Genomic DNA, 17,223 nt, shown 5'->3' on the forward strand with positions numbered 1-17,223 from the left:
GCGATGCGGGTACGCGATCAGTAGTTGAAGACATAAGTCGCCACCGCCGCGATCACAGTGAGTACGCACAGCCACAACAGCGCGCCGCGCCGTACCAGCGACTGCGCGCGCACGATCGCCGCGGCGTCGGGCGCGTCGCCCTCGCCCAGCAGCGGGCGCGATTCCCAGACGCCGTGATACGGCGCCGCACCGCCCAGTCGCACGCGCAGCGCGCCCGCGCCGGCCGCCATCACCGGGCCGGCGTTGGGGCTGTCCCAGGCCGGCGCCTGGCTGCGCCAGCAGCGCAGCGCCGCGCCGGCGTTGCCGAGCGCGGCGTAGGTCAGCGCGGTCAGGCGCGCGGGCAGATAGTTGAGCGCGTCGTCGCTGCGCGCGGCGGCCCAGCCATAGCGTTCGTAACGCGCGGTGCGGTAGCCCCACATCGCGTCCAGGGTATTGGCGAGCCGGTACAGCACCGCGCCGGCCGGGCCCAGCAACGCGAACCAGAACAGCGCGCCGAACACCGCGTCGTTGCCGTTTTCCAGCACCGACTCGGTCGCCGCCGCGGCCACGCGTTCGGCATCCAGGGCTTGGGTATCGCGGCTGACGATGCGTCCGACCGCGGCGCGCGCGGCCTCCAGGTCCTGCGCACGCAGCGCGCGCGCCACCGGCGCAGCGTGCTCGTCCAGGCTGCGCAGCCCCACACACAGGTACAGCACGCCCGCCGAGTAGAGCGCCGCCAGCCACGGCGAGACCCGCAGCGTCGCCCATTGCAACGCCGCGGCGCACAGGGTCAGCGGCAACACCGCCAGCAACCAGGCCATGACGCCGCGCGCGCGGCTGTCGCGATACAGCGCGCGTTCGATCGCCTGCGCGAGGCGCCCGTAACCGACCAGCGGATGCGCGCGCCGCGGTTCGCCCAGCACGCGATCCAGTAGCAGCGCGGCCCACATCGCGGCGACGGCGAGCACGGCGCTCACGGCTGCAGCAGGAGCAGCGCCGCCGTCGGATTCGACGGGAAGTAGAAATGCACGAAGCTCGCGCTCATGCGACGGTCGCGGTACACCGCCTCGCGGCTGGGCCCGCCATTGGGATTGACCGCTTGCGCGATCGGCTCGGCGGCGATCTCGGCGCGCGCGTAGTGGAAGGTATGACCGCGCAGCTCGCCTTCCGGCAGGTTCACCGACTGCATGCCCAGGCCGGCCAGTCGCGGCTGCAGGGCGGCGCTGCCCGCGAGCAGGCCGGCCATGGCCTGGCGCTCGCCGTCCCTGTCGGTCAGCGCGTCGAGCAGGTACAGCAGCCCGCCGCATTCGGCCAGCAGGGCCTTGCCGGCATCGCGGTGCGCGTGCAAGTCGCGTCGCAAGGCCTGGTTGCCCGACAGCGCCGCCAGATGCAGTTCCGGATAACCGCCGGGCAACCAGACCGCGTCGCAGTCGGGCAGGCTGTCGCCGGCCAGTGGCGAAAAGTACTTCAGCTCGGCCCCGGCCGCACGCAGCAGATCCAGGTTGGCCGGATACAGGAAACAGAACGCCGCGTCGCGCGCGATCGCGATGCGCCAACCCGACGGCAGCGTCGGCACGGCGGCGGGCTCTACCGGCGCGAAGGCGACCGGCGGCGGCAGCGCGGCCTCGGCGTGCGTGGCCCAGGCATCGGCCAGCGCGTCCAGGCGCGCATCCAGATCGCCGAGCTCGCCCGCGGACACCAAGCCCAGATGACGTTCGGGCAGGGCCAGCGCGGGATCGCGCGGCAAGGCGCCCAGCCAATGCAGCGGCGCGGGCAAGCTCTCGCGCAGCAACTGCGCATGGTAGGCGCTGCCGATGCGGTTCGCGGCCACGCCGTGCACTTGCAGGCCGTCGCGGTAGCGCGCCAACCCCAAGGCCAGCGCGCCGAAGGTCTGCGCCATCGCCGAGCCGTCGATCACCGTCAGCACCGGCAGGCCCAGCGCCAGCGCGAGATCGGCGCTGGACGGCTTGCCGTCGAACAGGCCCATCACGCCTTCGACCAGGATCAGATCGGCCTCGCCCGCGGCCTCGTACAGCCGCGCGCGCACCTCGTCCTCGCCGCACATCCACAGATCGAGCTGATACGCGGGCGCGCCGCTGGCGCGCTCGTGCACCATCGGATCGAGAAAATCCGGCCCGGTCTTGAACACCCGCACCCGTCGGCCTTGGCGCGTATGCCAGCGCGCGAGCGCGGCGGTGACGCTGGTCTTGCCCTGGCCCGACGCGGGCGCGGACACCAATAGCGCCGCGCAGCGGCGCGGGGATTCGAGATTGGGGATTGGGGATTCGCTCATAGCGCTCGCACCGCATTCCGAATTCGCGGACCTAAGCTACGCCCATCGAGCTTTGCCCCGTCGGCAGCCATGCCACGCATAGCCTGCGCTTTTGCGAATCCCCAATCCCCGATCCCGAATCCCGGCTTCACAGCTCGATGCCCTTCTGAGCCTTGATGCCGGCCTGGAACGCGTGCTTGACCACACGCATCTCGGTCACCGTGTCGGCGACCTCGATCAGGCGGTCGGGCGCGCCGCGGCCGGTGATGACCACGTGCTGCAAGGGCGGGCGCGCGGCGACCGCGGCCAGCACGGCGTCGAGTTCGACATAGCGATGCGCGAGCGCGATGTTGAGCTCGTCCAACAGCACGAAGTCGCAGGATTCGTCGGCCAGCATCTGCGCGGCCTTGGCCCAGGCCGCCTGCGCGGCCGCGATGTCGCGCGCCTTGTCCTGGGTTTCCCAGGTGAAGCCCTCGCCCATCACGTGGTAGGCGAGCTGGTCGCCCTCGAAGCGGCGGAAGAAGGCTTCCTCGCCGGTCGAGAAGCTGCCCTTGATGAACTGCACCACGCCGCAGCGGAAGCCGTGGCCCAGCGAGCGCGCGAGCATGCCGAAGCCGGACGAGCTCTTGCCCTTGCCGTTGCCGGTGTTAACCACCAGCACGCCGCGCTCGATGGTGGCGCGGGCGATCTTGCGATCGACCAGCTCCTTCTTGCGCTGCATGCGTTCGCGGTGGCGTTCTTCCTGGGTCGGGACGGTGTCGCTCATACGCGGGCTCCCTGCTGGGCGGTACGTAGGGCGCCGATGCCGCGGACTATCGCCAGCAGCGCGAACGCGGTGCCGACGTAGCCGGCCAGGGTGCCGAGGCTACGCGGATAGTACTGGCCGATGCGCGCGGCGAAGCCGGCCAGCGTGGGATCCGGGTAGCGGCCGGAGAAGAAGTAGAAGCCGCCGCCGGAGAATACATAGGTCGCGAACGCGGCCACCGCCAGCACCAGCGCCAGGCGCGGCAGCGTGGTCCAATGATCGCGGTGGATGCGCGCGTAGAAATGACCGGCCAGCCACAGCGTCGCGTAGGCCGGCGCCAGCGCCCAGTACGCCGGCGACAGGCACCAGTCGCCGATCGTGCCCGAGGCCAGGCTGACGATGTCCAGCAGCGAGGCCAGCACGAACAGCAGCGGCAGCATCCACATCGGCCGCAGCAGCGCGCCGGCGAGGAAGAAGATCGCCCACGACGCGCTGGGCAGGCGGTCGATGGTGGCGAAGTGCTGGCCGCGGGTGGCGATCATCAGCGCCGCGAGCGCGACGCCGACCAGGATCTGCGCGCGCGGCGAGCTCAGCGGCAGGGAATGCGTGGGGCTTGCGGTCATGCTCGTCATCCTCGATCAGGCCTGGGCGTCGCGCGGCGCGACCCGCAGCGGCAAGGCGCGCGCGATCAGCGCATAGGCGGCCAACGCCACCGCGATGTAGCTCAGGGTGGTGCGCACGAACAGCGGCCCCCACTGCCAGACCCGCGCCAGGTACTGGCTCAGGTTCGGATCCTCGTAGCGTCCGCCCAGCCAGTAGAACGCGCCGTTGGAGATCAGGAACGAGACCGTGGCCGCGACCAGGCCGACCCCGAGCGCACCGAGCAGCGCGCGCGGGGTCGCCTGCAGCCGCTGCGCATAGGCGCGGCCGCCGTACCACAGCGCCGCGTACGCCAGCAGCAGGAAGGCGTACGACGGCGTGACGCAGTAGTGCTGGAAGAAGCTCTTGCCCTGGGCCTGGATCGCGATCCAGTCGATCGCCACCGCCAGCACCAGGAAAGCGACGAAACCCAGGTGCTTGCGCAGCCAGAGGCCGCCGAGGAAGAACACCGCCATCGACGCATCGGGCAGGTGCAGCGCGTCGCCGAAGTGGTGGAAGCGGGTGGCAACCATGACCGCGGCGAGTGCGGTGAACAGACTGTAGTGGACGGATCGGCTGGGAGCGTTCATCGGCGGCCTCGGTGGCGTGGACGGGACGGTGGTGGCGAAAGCGCGGCGATCAGTTCGCCGCGCGGTAGCGCAAGGTCAACAGGTAGTTGCGGCCGGGCTGGTTGTAGTAGGCCGCGGTCTCGTAGCGCTGGTTGAACACGTTGTTGGCCGCCAGCTGCAGGCTCCAGGAATCGTCGAAACGGAAGCCCAGGCGCAGGTCGGTGGTGGCGTAGCCGTCCAGGCGGCGCGTGTTGGCCAGATCGTCGAAACGTTCGCCGGCGACGTAGACGCTGCCGCCCAGGCTGAAGCGGCCGTAGCGACGGTCGGCGTCGAAGCGTGCGCTTTCGCGCGCGCGCCGCGGCAGGATCTTGTCGCGGCTGGCGGTACGGCTGTCGTTGCGCGGATCCAGCCAGGTCGCACTGGCGCGCAGGTCCCAACCGGCCAGGACGGTATCGACCGTGGCCTCCACGCCCTGGATGCGCGCGCGATCGATGTTGCCGGGCAGACCGATCGAAGCATCGAACGCGATCAATTCATCGACTCGCGTCTCATAGGCGTTGAGCGACCAGCCGCCCCAGGCGTGTTCGCCGCGCAGGCCGAGTTCGAAGCTGCGCGACTCCTCCGGCTTGAGATCGGCGTTGCCGAAGCCGGGGAAGTACAGCTCGTTGAAGGTCGGCGCCTTGAACGCGGTGCCGTAGCTCGCGGTCAGGCGCAGCTGTTCGCTGAGGTTCCAGCCCCACAGCGCGCTGCCGGTGGTCTGGCCGCCGAACTGGCTGTCGTCGTCGCGGCGCAGGCTGGCCTGCAGCGCGTGCGCGCCAGATTCGCGCTGGTACTGGCCGAACAGGCCGCGGTTGATGCGGCGATCGTGGGCGTAGACGGTGCTGCTTTCCACCTCGTCGCGCTGCCAGTCGTAGCCCAGGGTGAGCAGACCGCCGCCGAGGCCGAAGTCGCCCTGCAGCGAGCCCAGCTTGCGGCGCGTATTGAAGGTGCTGGAGTAGACGCCGTTGCGGTAGTTGTCGCTGAGGTCGCTGCTGCGGCCCAGGTTGAGGGTCAGCGTGGCCTGTTCGCTGGGCGCGTAGCGCAGGCGTCCGCCGGCGACCTGCTGCACGGTGTCGCTCTGGTTGTTGGTGCTGCCGTCGTACTCGTTGCGGCCTTCGGCGCGGAACACACGCGCTTCGGCGTCCCAGGCGTCGCTGAAGCGGTAGCCGCCCTGCGCGGTCAGCGACAGGTTGCGGTAGCCGTCGCGGTCGGGCGAGTTGGTGAAGCAGCCGGCGCCGCCCGGCGAGGGCTTGCCGCGACAGGCGTTGATGCCGTCGGTGTCCTCGCTGGCGGCGTTGATCGAGTACCAGCCGTTGTCGCCCTTACCGCCCACGCCCAGGGTGCCGCGACGCGTCTGCCAACTGCCGATCGAAGCGCTGGCGTGCGGCGCGAACGCGCCTTGCGGGCGGCGGGTGAAGATCTGGATCACGCCGCCCAGGGCCTCGGAGCCGTACAGGCTGGAGAACGGGCCGCGCACGATCTCGATGCGCTCGATCTGCTCGACCGGAATGTCCTGCAGCGAGGCGCCGCCGCTGGTGGCCGAGCCGATCTTGATGCCGTCCACCAGCACCAGCACATGGTCGGACTCGGTGCCCCGCAGGAACAGCGAGGTCGACTTGCCGGGGCCGCCGTTGTTGGCCATCGACAGGCCGGGCGTGCCGCGCAGCAGGTCGGGCAAGTTGGCCGGCTGCAGGCGTTCGATGTCGTCGCGGTCGATCACGGTGACCGAGGCCAGGGTCGCGTCCTGGGTCTGCGCGGTGCGGCTGGCGGTCACCACGACCTGGTCGAGGTCGGTGGCGGCGTCGGCGGCCCAAACCGGGACCACGACGGACAGCAGCGCCGTCGCCAGCGCAGTGCGGCGAAGCGCGTAAGGGTGGAAATTCAAAGCATGGCTCCTGATCCGCGCCTACCCGCGCGGAAACGATGGGTCGGAGACACGCGGAGGGAACGACGAGGCGGCGACGCGCGGACGCAAGGCAGCCCCATGACAGCGCCCACCGCGTGTCGGGTCAGCCTCAGGCCGGTCTCCGGGCTTGCAAGCGAGGGCCTCCAGCCCTCCGATCCGCGCCTTCCCATGCATGCGCACAGTGGCTTAGTTGCGGATCGTTCGTCTTACTTACCGTTGCGGGGGCAGCTCCGGAATTGCCGTCGCTCCGTTCGGAGGACTGGCGCACCGGATTCCCGTTTCAATCGCCGGCGGGGCCGGCGATCACCTCAAGCCCGCGCATGGTAGCAGCCCGGGCCAGCTCCGCCGCCATGAGCAAACGGCATGAGCCGGGCCGCGGCCGGGCGTCATGGGCGCCCGCCGCCGCGCTGGACCCGGCGGGTGTGTCATCAGGCAGATCGGCGGCACACCCAATTCCCGAAACCATGACGTACGGCTATTTCCCTATACGAAAGTGGGTTTGACCGGGTTGTTATAAGCGTGTTAAACCAAAATGACATCGCTACCAATCCCCCCGCCGCAAGGAGCCGCGCACCATGTCCGTAGCCGTCCGTGCCGTACGCCGTCCGCTCGTCCTCGCCCCGTTGTCGTTGGCCCTGCTCACGGCGCTCGCCGCCCCGGCCTACGCCCAGGACGCGGCCGCTCCGGGCGAACCCGCCTCCGAGGCCCACACCCTGGACCAGGTGATCGTCACCGGCACCCGGGTCAGCGATCGCACCGTCGCCGAGTCCAGCGCGCCGATCGACATCATCACCCCGGAGGCGCTGGAGGCCACCGGCACGGTCGAGCTCGCGACCGCGCTGGCGCGCGCCCTGCCATCGCTGAACTTCCCGCGCCCGGCCATCACCGACGGCACCGACGCGGTCCGCCCCGCGCAGCTGCGCGGTCTGGCGCCGGACCAGGTGCTGGTGCTGGTCAACGGCAAGCGCCGGCACACCACCGCGCTGATCAACCTCAACGGCAGCCAGGGTCGCGGTTCCTCGCCGGTCGATCTCAACGCGATCCCGATCGCCTCGATCGAGCGCGTGGAAGTGCTGCGCGACGGCGCCTCGGCGCAGTACGGCTCCGACGCGATCGCCGGCGTGGTCAACATCGTGCTCAAGGGCAGCGACCACGGCGGCAGCATCGCCGCGCGCTACGGGCAATACAGCGCCGGCGACGGCGAGCAGTACCAGCTGTCCGGCGACGCCGGCTTCAAGCTCGGCGAAAACGGCAAGCTGCACTTGGCCGCGCAGGGCGGCCACCAGGACCAGACCAACCGCGCGCGCCCGTTCCAAGGCGTGGTCGAACAGCGCTACGGCGATCCCGAGATCGATAGCGGCGCGGTGTCCTACAACGGCGAATACAGTCCGGTCGACTACCTGACCTTCTATTCCTTCGGCAGCTACAGCAAGCGCGACGTGCTCTCCAACGGCTATTTCCGCTTCGCCGCCGACCCGCGCAACATCCCCTCGATCTACCCGAACGGCTTCCTGCCGCAGATCCACAACGTCAGCAAGGACCGCTCGGCGGTGGTCGGCCTGCGCTCGGAAACCGCCGGCGGCACCCAGATCGATTTCAGCTACAACTACGGCCACAACGAACTCAGCTTCGACATCGAGCACACCCTCAACCGCAGCCTGGGCCCGACCTCGCCCACCGAGTTTTACGCCGGCGCGCTCGAGGTCACCCAGCACGTGCTGAACCTGGATTTCGCGCGCCCGGTGGATTTCGGATGGCAGTATCCGGTGACCTTCGCCTGGGGCGCGGAGTGGCGCGGCGAGGAATTCTCGCAGCGCGCCGGCGAACCGCTGTCCTACGCCAACGGCGGCGTGCCCGCGTCCAACGGCCAGATCATCCCGGGCGCGCAGGTGTTCTCCGGCTTCCGCGCCAGCGACGCCGGCGATTTCGACCGCCATAGCTATTCGCTCTATGCCGACGTCGAAGCCGACCTGACCGACAAGTTCTCCGCCGGCATCGCCGCGCGCTTCGAGAGCTACAGCGATTTCGGCGACACCACTTCCGGCAAGCTGTCGGCGCGTTACGCCTTCACCGACAAGGTCGCGTTGCGCGCCACCGCCTCCACCGGCTTCCGCGCGCCCTCGCTGCAGCAGCAGTTCTTCCAGTCGATCGCGACCAACTTCATCAGCGGCGTGCCCTACGAGATCGGCACCTTCCGCGTCGACAACCCCGCCGCGATCGCGCTGGGCTCGGAATCGCTGAAGGCCGAGGAATCCACCAACTACAGCCTGGGCCTGGTGCTGCAGCCCAGCGACAGCCTGTACATCACCATCGACGCGTACCACATCAAGGTCGACGACCGCATCCTGCTGTCGGAAAACCTGACCAGCACCGCGGTGCGCAACTACCTGCAGGCCAACGGCTACCCGGGCATCGGCGGCGGCCGCTACTTCACCAACGCCGTCGACACCAAGACCCAGGGCGTGGACATCATCGCGACCCAGAACTGGGACCTGACCTCGGGCAAGTTCGGCCTCACCCTGGGCTACAACTACTCCAAGACCGAGATCGAGAAGATCGCGCCCAACCCGGCGCGCCTGGCCGCGATCGACCCGGCGGCGGTGCGCATCGGCCGCACCGAGATCGGCCGCATCACCAAGGGCGCGCCCAAGGACAAGTTCTTCCTGGCCGGCGATTGGGATACCGGCAACTGGAGCTTCAACGCCACCGCCACCCGCTACGGCGAGTTCACCGAGCTGCACGCGACCAATCCGCTGCTGGACCAGACCTTCAGCGCGAAGTGGACGCTGGACCTGGCCGCCACCTACCACCTCGATCAGTGGGACTTCACCGTCGGCGGCGACAACGTGCTCGACGAGTACCCCGACGAGTCCAAGCTGGTGCTGGGCACGCGCAACTACCTGCCCTACAACACCGCCTCGCCGTTCGGTTTCAACGGCGCCTTCGTCTACGTGAAGGCCGGTTACAAGTGGTGATCTGAACGGCGTGGTTGGAACGCCCATATGCGACGACGGCCCGGACTCCCGGGCCGTCGTCTTTTTCGACCGGCGAATGCCGCCCCCGTGCGCCCAAACGATGGCGGCGGCGCATTCGCGGGGCCCGGGATCGGCTATAAGGAGTCACCCCGCCGCGCCGGCCTTGCGGATTCCCGAAGCCGCGCGCGGTTCCGACGTCTCCGCCCAAGGAGGGCCGCCATGCGCTTAGCCGGATCGCTGCTGCTGTCGTTCGCGTTGCCCGCCGTACTCGCCTTCTCGATCTCCGACGCCCTCGCCGCCCGCCGCGAACAAGTGGTGCTGATGCAGGGCAACGTCGCCGGCAAGCAGGTCGTGGAAACCGCGGCCGACGGCAGCGTAAAGGTCGAATACCACTTCACCGACCGCGGTCGCGGCGACCGCAGCAAGACGCGTTGGAAGCTCAATGCCGACGGCACCCTGGCCGACTACGCGGGCAGCGGCAACGACTATCTGCTCAATCCCTTCGAGGAGCGCTATCAGGTCCGCGAGGGCCGCGCGAGCTGGAAGAACCCCAGCGAAAGCGGCGAGCGCGCGCTGTCCGCGCCGGCCTTCTTCCTGCCGCTGCAGGCCGCGCCGGAAATCTCCGGCGCGCTCGCGCGCGCGCTGCTGCAGGCGCCTGAGCGCAAGCTCGCGATCCTGCCCGGCGGCGAGGCGCGTCTGCAGACCTTGGGCGAGTACGAAGTCGCCGGCAAGAACGGCCCGGTGTCGCTGACCCTGCAGCGCATCGTCGGCCTGGACTTCACCCCACGCTCGGTATGGTTGCGCGGCGACGGCGAAACCGCCGCGCTGATCGTCGCCTCGGGCTGGTTCGTGATCATCGACGCCGATCTGCAAGGCGCGCTGCCGAAGCTGCTGGAGCTGCAGGAGCAGGCCGACGCGAAGTGGGCCGCCGAGATGACCCAACGGCTCACCCATGTGCCCAAGGGGCCGCTGCTGATCCGCAACGCACGCGTGTTCGATCCGCGCGACCTGGCCGCCACCCCCGGTACCAGCGTGTTGATCGAAGGCGAGCGCATTGTCCGGGTCGCACCCGACGCCCAGCTCAAGGCGCCGGAGAACGCCGAGGTCCTCGACGCGCGCGGCCGCTTCCTGATGCCGGGCCTGTGGGACGTGCACAAGCACTATGCGTCCATCGAGGACGGCGCCCTCGACATCGCCGCCGGCGTGACCAGCGCGCGCGACGTCGCCAACAACTTCGACACCTTCCCCGAGCGCGTGAAGCGCTTCGACGCCGGCAGCGAAATCGGCCCGCGCGTGCTGATGGCCGGCTTCATCGACGGCCCCGGCCCCTACGCCGGACCGACCAAGATGCTGGTCGACACGCCCGAGGAAGCGCTCAAGGCGGTGGACTTCTACGCCGACCGCGGCTACGTGCAGATCAAGACCTATTCCTCTTTGAAACCGGAACTGTTCCCGATCATCGCCGACCGCGCGCACGCGCGCGGCCTGCGCGTGAGCGGGCACGTGCCGGCCTTCATGTCGGCGCGCCAGTTCATCGAAGCCGGCGCCGACGAACTGCAGCATCTATTGTTCGTGGAACTCAACTTCATGTACCCGCGCGTGCAGGACACCCGTACCAAGGCGCGCCTGACCGAGGTCGGCGAGCACGCCTACGAGTTCCCGCCGGACAAGCCGGAGGTGCGCGAGTTCATCGATTTCCTCAAGCGCCACCACACCGTCATCGACGCGACCATGGCGCTGGAAGAGGACCTGTACAGCGGCGATCCCGACGCCAAGACCCCGCCCGGACTGCGCGGTGTGGCCGAGCGTTTCCCGCCGCAGGCCCAGCGCGGCCTGAGCTGGGGCGCGCTGAAGCCGCCGCACGGCAAGGAAGAGGCCTACAAGCAGGCGCTGCCGAGCATGATGCGTCTGCTCAAGGCCCTGCACGACGCCGGCGTGACCATCCTGCCCGGCACCGACGCGCTGGCCGGTTACATGCTGCATGCCGAACTCGAGGTGTACGCGCGCGCCGGCATCGCCAACGCTGAAGTGTTGCGGCTGGCGACGCTGACGCCTGCACAGGTGCTGGGCGTGGACAAGGACCGCGGCGTGATCGCGGCGGGCAAGCTCGCCGACCTGGTGCTGATCGACGGCGATCCGCTCGCCGACATGCGCGATATCCGCAAGGTCGACGCCGTGTTCAAGGGTGGCAAGCGCTACGACCCGGGCGAGATCGAGCAGGCGTTGGGGATCGTGCCGAGGAAGAAGCCCGCGGTCGCGGAATAAGATCGCGACCGTAGCTCGATCGCGGCTTACGCCGCTCCCACAGGAAGCGGCGCTCCCGCGACATCGATGGTCTCGCTGTGTGGGAGTGGCGAGCGATGGCTCGCTCTGCGTGGGAGCGGCGAGCGATCGCGCGCTGCGTGTGGGAGCGGCGTAAGCCGCGATCGAATCCCACAAACGACGTAGATCATTGAGCGCGAAACGGCCCGCCACTGCGGGCCGTTTCGCTCAGCCCTCAACCCTTGCGGAACACCAGGTGCCCCGCCTCGGCCTCGACCTGGATGACATCGCCGCTGACGAACTCGCCGCTGAGGATCTTCTGCGCCAGCGGATTTTCCAGCTGCTGCTGGACCGCGCGCTTGAGCGGGCGCGCGCCGTAGACCGGATCGAAACCGACGTTGCCGATCAACGCCAGCGCCGCGTCCGACAACGCCAGCTTCAGGCCGCGCTCGCCCAGACGCTTCTCCAAGCCAACCATCTGGATCTTGGCGATCTCACGGATCTGGCTCTTGTCCAGCGGATGGAACACGACGATGTCGTCCAGGCGGTTGATGAACTCCGGACGGAAGTGCGCCTGCACCACGCCCATCACCGCCGCCTTCATCTGGGTGTAGCTCTCGGCGCTGTCGTCGGCCGACAGCTCCTGGATCATCTGCGAGCCCAGGTTGCTGGTCATCACGATCACGGTGTTGCGGAAATCGACCGTGCGGCCCTGTCCATCGGTGAGGCGGCCGTCGTCCAGCACCTGCAACAGGATGTTGAACACGTCCGGATGCGCCTTCTCGACCTCATCGAGCAGGATCACGCTGTAGGGACGGCGGCGCACGGCCTCGGTCAGATAGCCGCCTTCTTCGTAACCGACATAGCCCGGAGGCGCGCCGACCAGGCGACTGACCGCGTGCTTCTCCATGAACTCGCTCATGTCGATGCGCACCATGGCGTCGCTGGAGTCGAACAGGAATTCGGCCAAGGCCTTGCACAGCTCGGTCTTACCCACGCCGGTCGGGCCCAGGAACAGGAAGGAGCCGCTGGGGCGGTCGGGATCGGACAGGCCCGCGCGCGAACGCCGCACGGCGTCGGAGACCACGCGGATCGCCTCGTCCTGGCCGACCACGCGCTGGTGCAGAGCCTGCTCCATCTTCAGCAGCTTCTCGCGCTCGCCTTCCAGCATCTTCGACACCGGGATGCCGGTCCAGCGCGCGACCACCTCGGCGATCTCCTCGGCGGTGACCTTGTCCTGCAGCAGCTTGAAGCCTTGGGTTTCGGCTTCCTGCGCGGCCTTGAGCTGCTTTTCCAGCTCAGGCAACTTGCCGTACTGGATCTCGCTCATGCGGCCGAAATCCTGGGTGCGCTGCGCGGCTTCCAGCTCGAGCTTGGCCTGCTCGATCTGCTCCTTGATCTTGGTCGCGCCCTGCAGGGTCGCCTTCTCGGCCTTCCAGACTTCCTCGAGGTCGTTGAAGTCGCGCTCCAGGGTGGCGATCTCGGCTTCGAGGTCGGCCAGGCGCTGCTTGGATTCGGCGTCTTTCTCCTTCTTCAGCGCCTCGCGCTGGATCTTGAGCTGGATCAGACGGCGTTCCTTGCGGTCCAGTTCCTCGGGCTTGGAATCGATTTCCATGCGGATGCGCGAGGCGGCCTCGTCCATCAGATCGATGGCCTTGTCGGGCAGCTGGCGGTCGGCGATGTAACGGTGCGACAGGGTCGCCGCGGCGACGATCGCCGGGTCGGTGATCTCCACGCCGTGATGCACCGCGTAGCGCTCCTTGAGGCCGCGCAGGATCGCGATGGTGTCCTCGACCGTGGGCTCGCCGACGAACACCTTCTGGAAGCGCCGCTCCAGCGCGGCGTCCTTCTCGACGTACTTGCGGTACTCGTCCAGAGTGGTTGCGCCGATGCAATGCAACTCGCCGCGCGCGAGCGCGGGCTTGAGCATGTTGCCGGCGTCCATCGAGCCTTCGGCCTTGCCTGCGCCGACCATGGTGTGCAACTCGTCGATGAACAGGATCACCTGGCCCTCGTTCTTGGACAGGTCGTTGAGCACCGCCTTCAGGCGTTCCTCGAACTCGCCGCGGAACTTGGCGCCGGCGATCAGCGCGCCCATGTCCAGCGACAGCACGCGCTTGCCGCGCAGGCCTTCGGGCACTTCGTTGTTGACGATGCGCTGGGCCAGGCCCTCGACGATCGCGGTCTTGCCCACACCGGGCTCGCCGATCAGCACCGGATTGTTCTTGGTGCGGCGCTGCAGCACCTGGATGGTGCGGCGGATTTCCTCGTCGCGGCCGACCACCGGATCGAGCTTGCCCGATTCGGCGCGCGCGGTCAGGTCGATGCAGTACTTCTCCAGCGCCTGGCGCTGCTCTTCCGCATTTTCCGATTGCACGCTCTCGCCTCCGCGCAGTTTGTCGATCGCCGGTTCCAGCTTGGCCTTGTTGGCGCCCGCGGCCTTGAGCGCGCGGCCGACTTCGCCGCCGTCGTCCAGCGCGGCCAGCAGGAACAGCTCGCTGGCGATGAAAGCGTCGCCGCGCTGCTGGGCCAGCTTGTCGGTGACGTTGAGCAGGCGCGCCAGGTCGTTGCCCAGCGAAACGTTGCCGGCCTGGCCGCTGACCTTGGGCAGTTTTTCCAGCGCTTCGCCGAGGCGCTCGCGCAGCAGGGGCACGTTGACCCCGGCCTGCGCCAGCAGCGGGCGCGTGCTGCCGCCGCTCTGCTCCAGCAGCGCGGTCAACAGGTGCACGGGTTCGATCACGCTGTGGTCGCGACCGACCGCCAGCGATTGCGCGTCGGCCAGCGCCTGCTGGAAACGCGAAGTGAGCTTGTCCATCCGCATGGAGGTTTCTCCGAAAGGTGTGGCGGCCCGGCGCGAGTGTCGCGCGACGGCCGCGAATGACCTGTTAATGCGGGCTGGATGGGGCGATTCAAGCGGCGCAGGGTCGCGGCTGGGGCGATGCTTCAGGCTGCGCTGCGGTACGGGCGCGATCGGTTGCCCTTACGCGGGCAGAAGCAAATCCCCCCTTTCCCCTCTTTTCAAAGGAGAGGAAGAGAGTCATCGCCCCCTTTGAAAAAGGGGGCGAGCGCCTGGGATGGCTGGATGCCCTGTGATGGTGATGCGCGGGGGATTTGCTGTTGCGCGGGCAGGAGCAAATCCCCCCTAGCCCCCTTTTTCAAAGGGGGAAGAGGATCAGTCATCGCCCCCTTTGGAAAAGGGGGCAGGCGTCTGGGATGGCTGGATGCCCTGTGATGGTGATGCGCGGGGGATTTGCTGTTGCGCGGGCAGGAGCAAATCCCCCCTAGCCCCCCTTTTTCAAAGGGGGAAGAGAATCAGTCATCGCCCCCTTTGAAAAAGGGGGCAAGCGCCTGGGATGGCTGGATGCTCTGTGATGGTGATGCGCGGGGGATTTGCTGTTGCGCGGGTAGGAGCAAATCCCCCCTAGCCCCCCTTATCAAAGGGGGGAAGAGAATCAGTCATCGCCCCCTTTGGAAAAGGGGGCGGGCGCCTGGGATGGCTGGATGCCCTGTGATGGTGATGCGCGGGGGATTTGCTGTTGCGCGGGTAGGAGCAAATCCCCCCTAGCCCCCCTTTTTCAAAGGGGGGGAACAGCAATGGCATCAGACCCGGCTGGTCGGCTGCAGGATCTCGACCCAGTAGCCGTCCGGGTCCTTGATGAAGGCGATGTCCTTCATGCGGCCGTCGGTCAGGCGCTTCTGAAACTCCACGCCCAGTTGCTCGAAGCGCGCGCAGGCGGCTGCGACGTCCGGCACCGAGACGCAGATGTGGCCGAAGCCGCGCGGCTCGCTGTTGCCGTGGTGGTAGGCGAACGCCGCATCGTGTTCGGTGCCGTGGTTGTGGGTGAGTTCGAGCACGCCGCGCTGGCTCAGCAACCATTCGCCGCGCGCGGGCTCCTCGGCCGGGATCTGGGCCGGGTCCGCCACCAGCACCAGAAAGTACAGGCTGAATTGCGCCTCGGCGAAATCGCGCTTGCGCACCAGGGTGAAACCGAGCACGCGGGTGTAGAAATCCAGCGACCGGGCCGGGTCCTTGATCCGCAGCATGGTGTGGTTGAACACGAAGTCGCGGGTGGCGGCGTCGGGCCGGGCGGTCACGCCGGGCACGGCGTCTAGTTCGGTCTGCAGGGACATGGCGGGGCCGGAGTCGAAGGGGGAGTCGAAGATATGAGGACGCGCGACGGCCGCCTCAAGCCGGCGCGTCGTCGCCGCGGCGCTGCAGCGACAGCACGGCCATCAGCGCCGCCAGCGCCAGATAGGCGCCGATGAACTGCCAGGCGATGATGCGCGGCAGGCCTTCCAGCGCCCACGGCAGATAGATGCCGCCGCGCGGATCCACCGAGTGGATGATGCCGAACAGCGCCAACGCCGCGCCCGCCAGCAGGAAGGCCGATGCGCGCAGCAGGCGGCCGTCGACCATGGCCGCGACCGCCGAGGTCCAGATCATCGAGGTCATGATGAAGCCGTTGCCCAGGGTCACGATCACCGCCAGTTCCGGCAGGCCGTGGCCGTCCAGCGCGCTCATCAGCTGGGCGTGGTGTTCGGGTGCGATCCAGCCCGGATTGCCGGTCTTGATCGCCAGCATGTAGGCCACCGATGGCAGGAAACCGAACACCATCGCGGTGGCGTGCTTGCTGGGCGTGGCCTGGAAGGCCTGGGTGGTGATGTCCAGCGCGACGTAGACGATGATCGGCGCCAGCACCGCCAGCGGCAGCCACTGCACCAGGCCGGAGACGATGCCGAGCATGCCGCCCAGGCCCACGAACAGACCGGTCAGCAGGGTGTAGCCGCTGCGCGCGCCCATGTGCTTGTAGGCGGGCTGGCCGATGTAGGGCGTGGTCTGGGCGACGCCGCCGCAGAAGCCCGCGACCAGGGTCGAGAAGGCCTCGGCCAGCAGGATGTCGCGGGTGCGGTAGTCGTCGCCGGCCGCGCGCGCGCTTTCGCTGACGTTGATGCCGCCGACCACCATCAGCAGCCCGAACGGCAGCAGCAGCGGCAGATAGGGCACGGTCGCGGGCAGGCCCTCGATGAAGCCCAGGCTCGGCCACGGCAGCACCAGGCTCGGCGGCACCGCCTGCGGCCAATGGAAGCCCGGCGCGCCCAGACCGAGCGCACCCAGGCCGTAGTACAGCGCGGTGCCGAACACGAAGGCCACGAACACGCCCGGCAGGCGCACCGGCAATCGGCCCTTGGCGATCAGCACGTACAGCAGCAGGCCGAGGGTGACGAAGCCCACCAGCGGCGAACGCAGGGTTTCCACCAGCGGCAGGAAGCCCATCAGCACCAGCGCCACGCCGGCGATCGAGCCCAGCAGGCCCGCGCGCGGGATCAGGCGGGTGACCGCGTCGCCGGCGAACGAGAGCACGAACTTGAGCACGCCCATCACCACCAGCGAAGCCATGCCCAACTGCCAGGTCGCGATCGCCGCGGCCTGCGGGTCCAGCCCGGATTGCTGGTAGGCGACGAAGGCCGGGCCCAGCACCAGCAGGGCCATGCCGATGCTGGTCGGCGCGTCCAGGCCCAGCGGCATCGCGGTGACGTCGTCGCGGCCGGTCTTGGCGGCCAGGCGGCGCGCCATCGCCGTGTAGATCAGGTTGCCGACCAGCACGCCGAAGGCGGTGCCCGGAAACATGCGCGTGTACACCACCTCGGCTGGGAAGCCGAATATGCCGATCAGGGCCGCGGCGATGAAACCCAGGATGGACAGGTTGTCCACGACCAGGCCGAAGAAGCCGTTGAAATCGCCGGCGACGAACCAGCGGCGCGAGGGGGAAGCGGTCATCGGCGGATCCTGGGCGAACGCGGGCACGACCTGGGATTGTGCGGGCTGGACGGGCCGC

Annotated in this window: 11 protein-coding genes and 1 riboswitch; of the genes, 2 read left to right on the forward strand and 9 right to left on the reverse strand. The window is 68.7% G+C overall.

Annotated features, from left to right (window positions below; all coding sequences use genetic code 11):
- Nucleotides 1–17: 17 nt before the first annotated feature.
- The 6 genes from cbiB to btuB all read right to left on the reverse strand — a co-directional run bounded on the left by cbiB (nucleotide 18) and on the right by btuB (nucleotide 6,092).
- The gene (cbiB, locus tag ASE43_RS13250; RefSeq protein WP_057161126.1) at nucleotides 18–929 is read right to left on the reverse strand and encodes an adenosylcobinamide-phosphate synthase CbiB; all 912 of its coding nucleotides are present in this window, start codon (nucleotides 927–929) and stop codon (nucleotides 18–20) included.
- A 23-nt stretch (nucleotides 930–952) separates the two neighbouring features.
- The gene (locus ASE43_RS13255; protein ID WP_057160826.1) at nucleotides 953–2,272 is read right to left on the reverse strand and encodes a cobyrinate a,c-diamide synthase; all 1,320 of its coding nucleotides are present in this window, start codon (nucleotides 2,270–2,272) and stop codon (nucleotides 953–955) included.
- 127 nt (nucleotides 2,273–2,399) lie between these two features.
- Nucleotides 2,400–3,017, reverse strand: coding sequence for a cob(I)yrinic acid a,c-diamide adenosyltransferase (cobO, locus tag ASE43_RS13260; protein WP_056182434.1), 618 nt, complete (start codon nucleotides 3,015–3,017; stop codon nucleotides 2,400–2,402).
- Entirely contained in the window at nucleotides 3,014–3,628 is a 615-nt protein-coding gene (locus ASE43_RS13265; protein WP_057160828.1) for a hypothetical protein, read from the reverse strand. The genes cobO and ASE43_RS13265 overlap by 4 nt, the downstream gene beginning before the upstream one ends.
- A 6-nt stretch (nucleotides 3,629–3,634) precedes the next feature.
- Nucleotides 3,635–4,225 (reverse strand): hypothetical protein, encoded by a 591-nt coding sequence (locus ASE43_RS13270; protein ID WP_057160830.1) that lies wholly within the window; start codon nucleotides 4,223–4,225, stop codon nucleotides 3,635–3,637.
- A gap of 49 nt (nucleotides 4,226–4,274) precedes the next feature.
- On the reverse strand, nucleotides 4,275–6,092 hold the full coding sequence (btuB, locus tag ASE43_RS13275) for a TonB-dependent vitamin B12 receptor (protein WP_057161127.1): 1,818 nt from the start codon (nucleotides 6,090–6,092) through the stop codon (nucleotides 4,275–4,277).
- A gap of 151 nt (nucleotides 6,093–6,243) precedes the next feature.
- A riboswitch (cobalamin riboswitch) is annotated at nucleotides 6,244–6,475 on the reverse strand.
- Between the two features lie 249 nt (nucleotides 6,476–6,724).
- Here btuB and ASE43_RS13280 point away from each other — a divergent pair.
- Together ASE43_RS13280 and ASE43_RS13285 are read left to right on the forward strand one after the other, a co-directional pair.
- Entirely contained in the window at nucleotides 6,725–9,124 is a 2,400-nt protein-coding gene (locus tag ASE43_RS13280; RefSeq protein WP_057160831.1) for a TonB-dependent receptor, read from the forward strand.
- Between the two features lie 219 nt (nucleotides 9,125–9,343).
- Entirely contained in the window at nucleotides 9,344–11,389 is a 2,046-nt protein-coding gene (locus tag ASE43_RS13285) for an amidohydrolase family protein (protein ID WP_057160832.1), read from the forward strand.
- A gap of 232 nt (nucleotides 11,390–11,621) precedes the next feature.
- On the opposite strand, the gene clpB is transcribed toward ASE43_RS13285, so the two are convergent.
- The 3 genes from clpB to ASE43_RS13300 form a co-directional block, all read right to left on the reverse strand.
- Complete coding sequence (clpB, locus tag ASE43_RS13290; RefSeq protein ID WP_057160833.1) at nucleotides 11,622–14,207, reverse strand: ATP-dependent chaperone ClpB; 2,586 nt, start codon at nucleotides 14,205–14,207, stop codon at nucleotides 11,622–11,624.
- Nucleotides 14,208–14,986: 779 nt separating this feature from the next.
- Complete coding sequence (gene gloA, locus ASE43_RS13295; protein WP_057160834.1) at nucleotides 14,987–15,517, reverse strand: lactoylglutathione lyase; 531 nt, start codon at nucleotides 15,515–15,517, stop codon at nucleotides 14,987–14,989.
- Between the two features lie 55 nt (nucleotides 15,518–15,572).
- On the reverse strand, nucleotides 15,573–17,165 hold the full coding sequence (locus ASE43_RS13300) for a hypothetical protein (RefSeq protein WP_057161128.1): 1,593 nt from the start codon (nucleotides 17,163–17,165) through the stop codon (nucleotides 15,573–15,575).
- Between the last annotated feature and the right edge of the window lie 58 nt (nucleotides 17,166–17,223).

The organism is Lysobacter sp. Root983, from assembly GCF_001429345.1.
Taxonomy (GTDB): Bacteria; Pseudomonadota; Gammaproteobacteria; order Xanthomonadales; family Xanthomonadaceae; genus Lysobacter.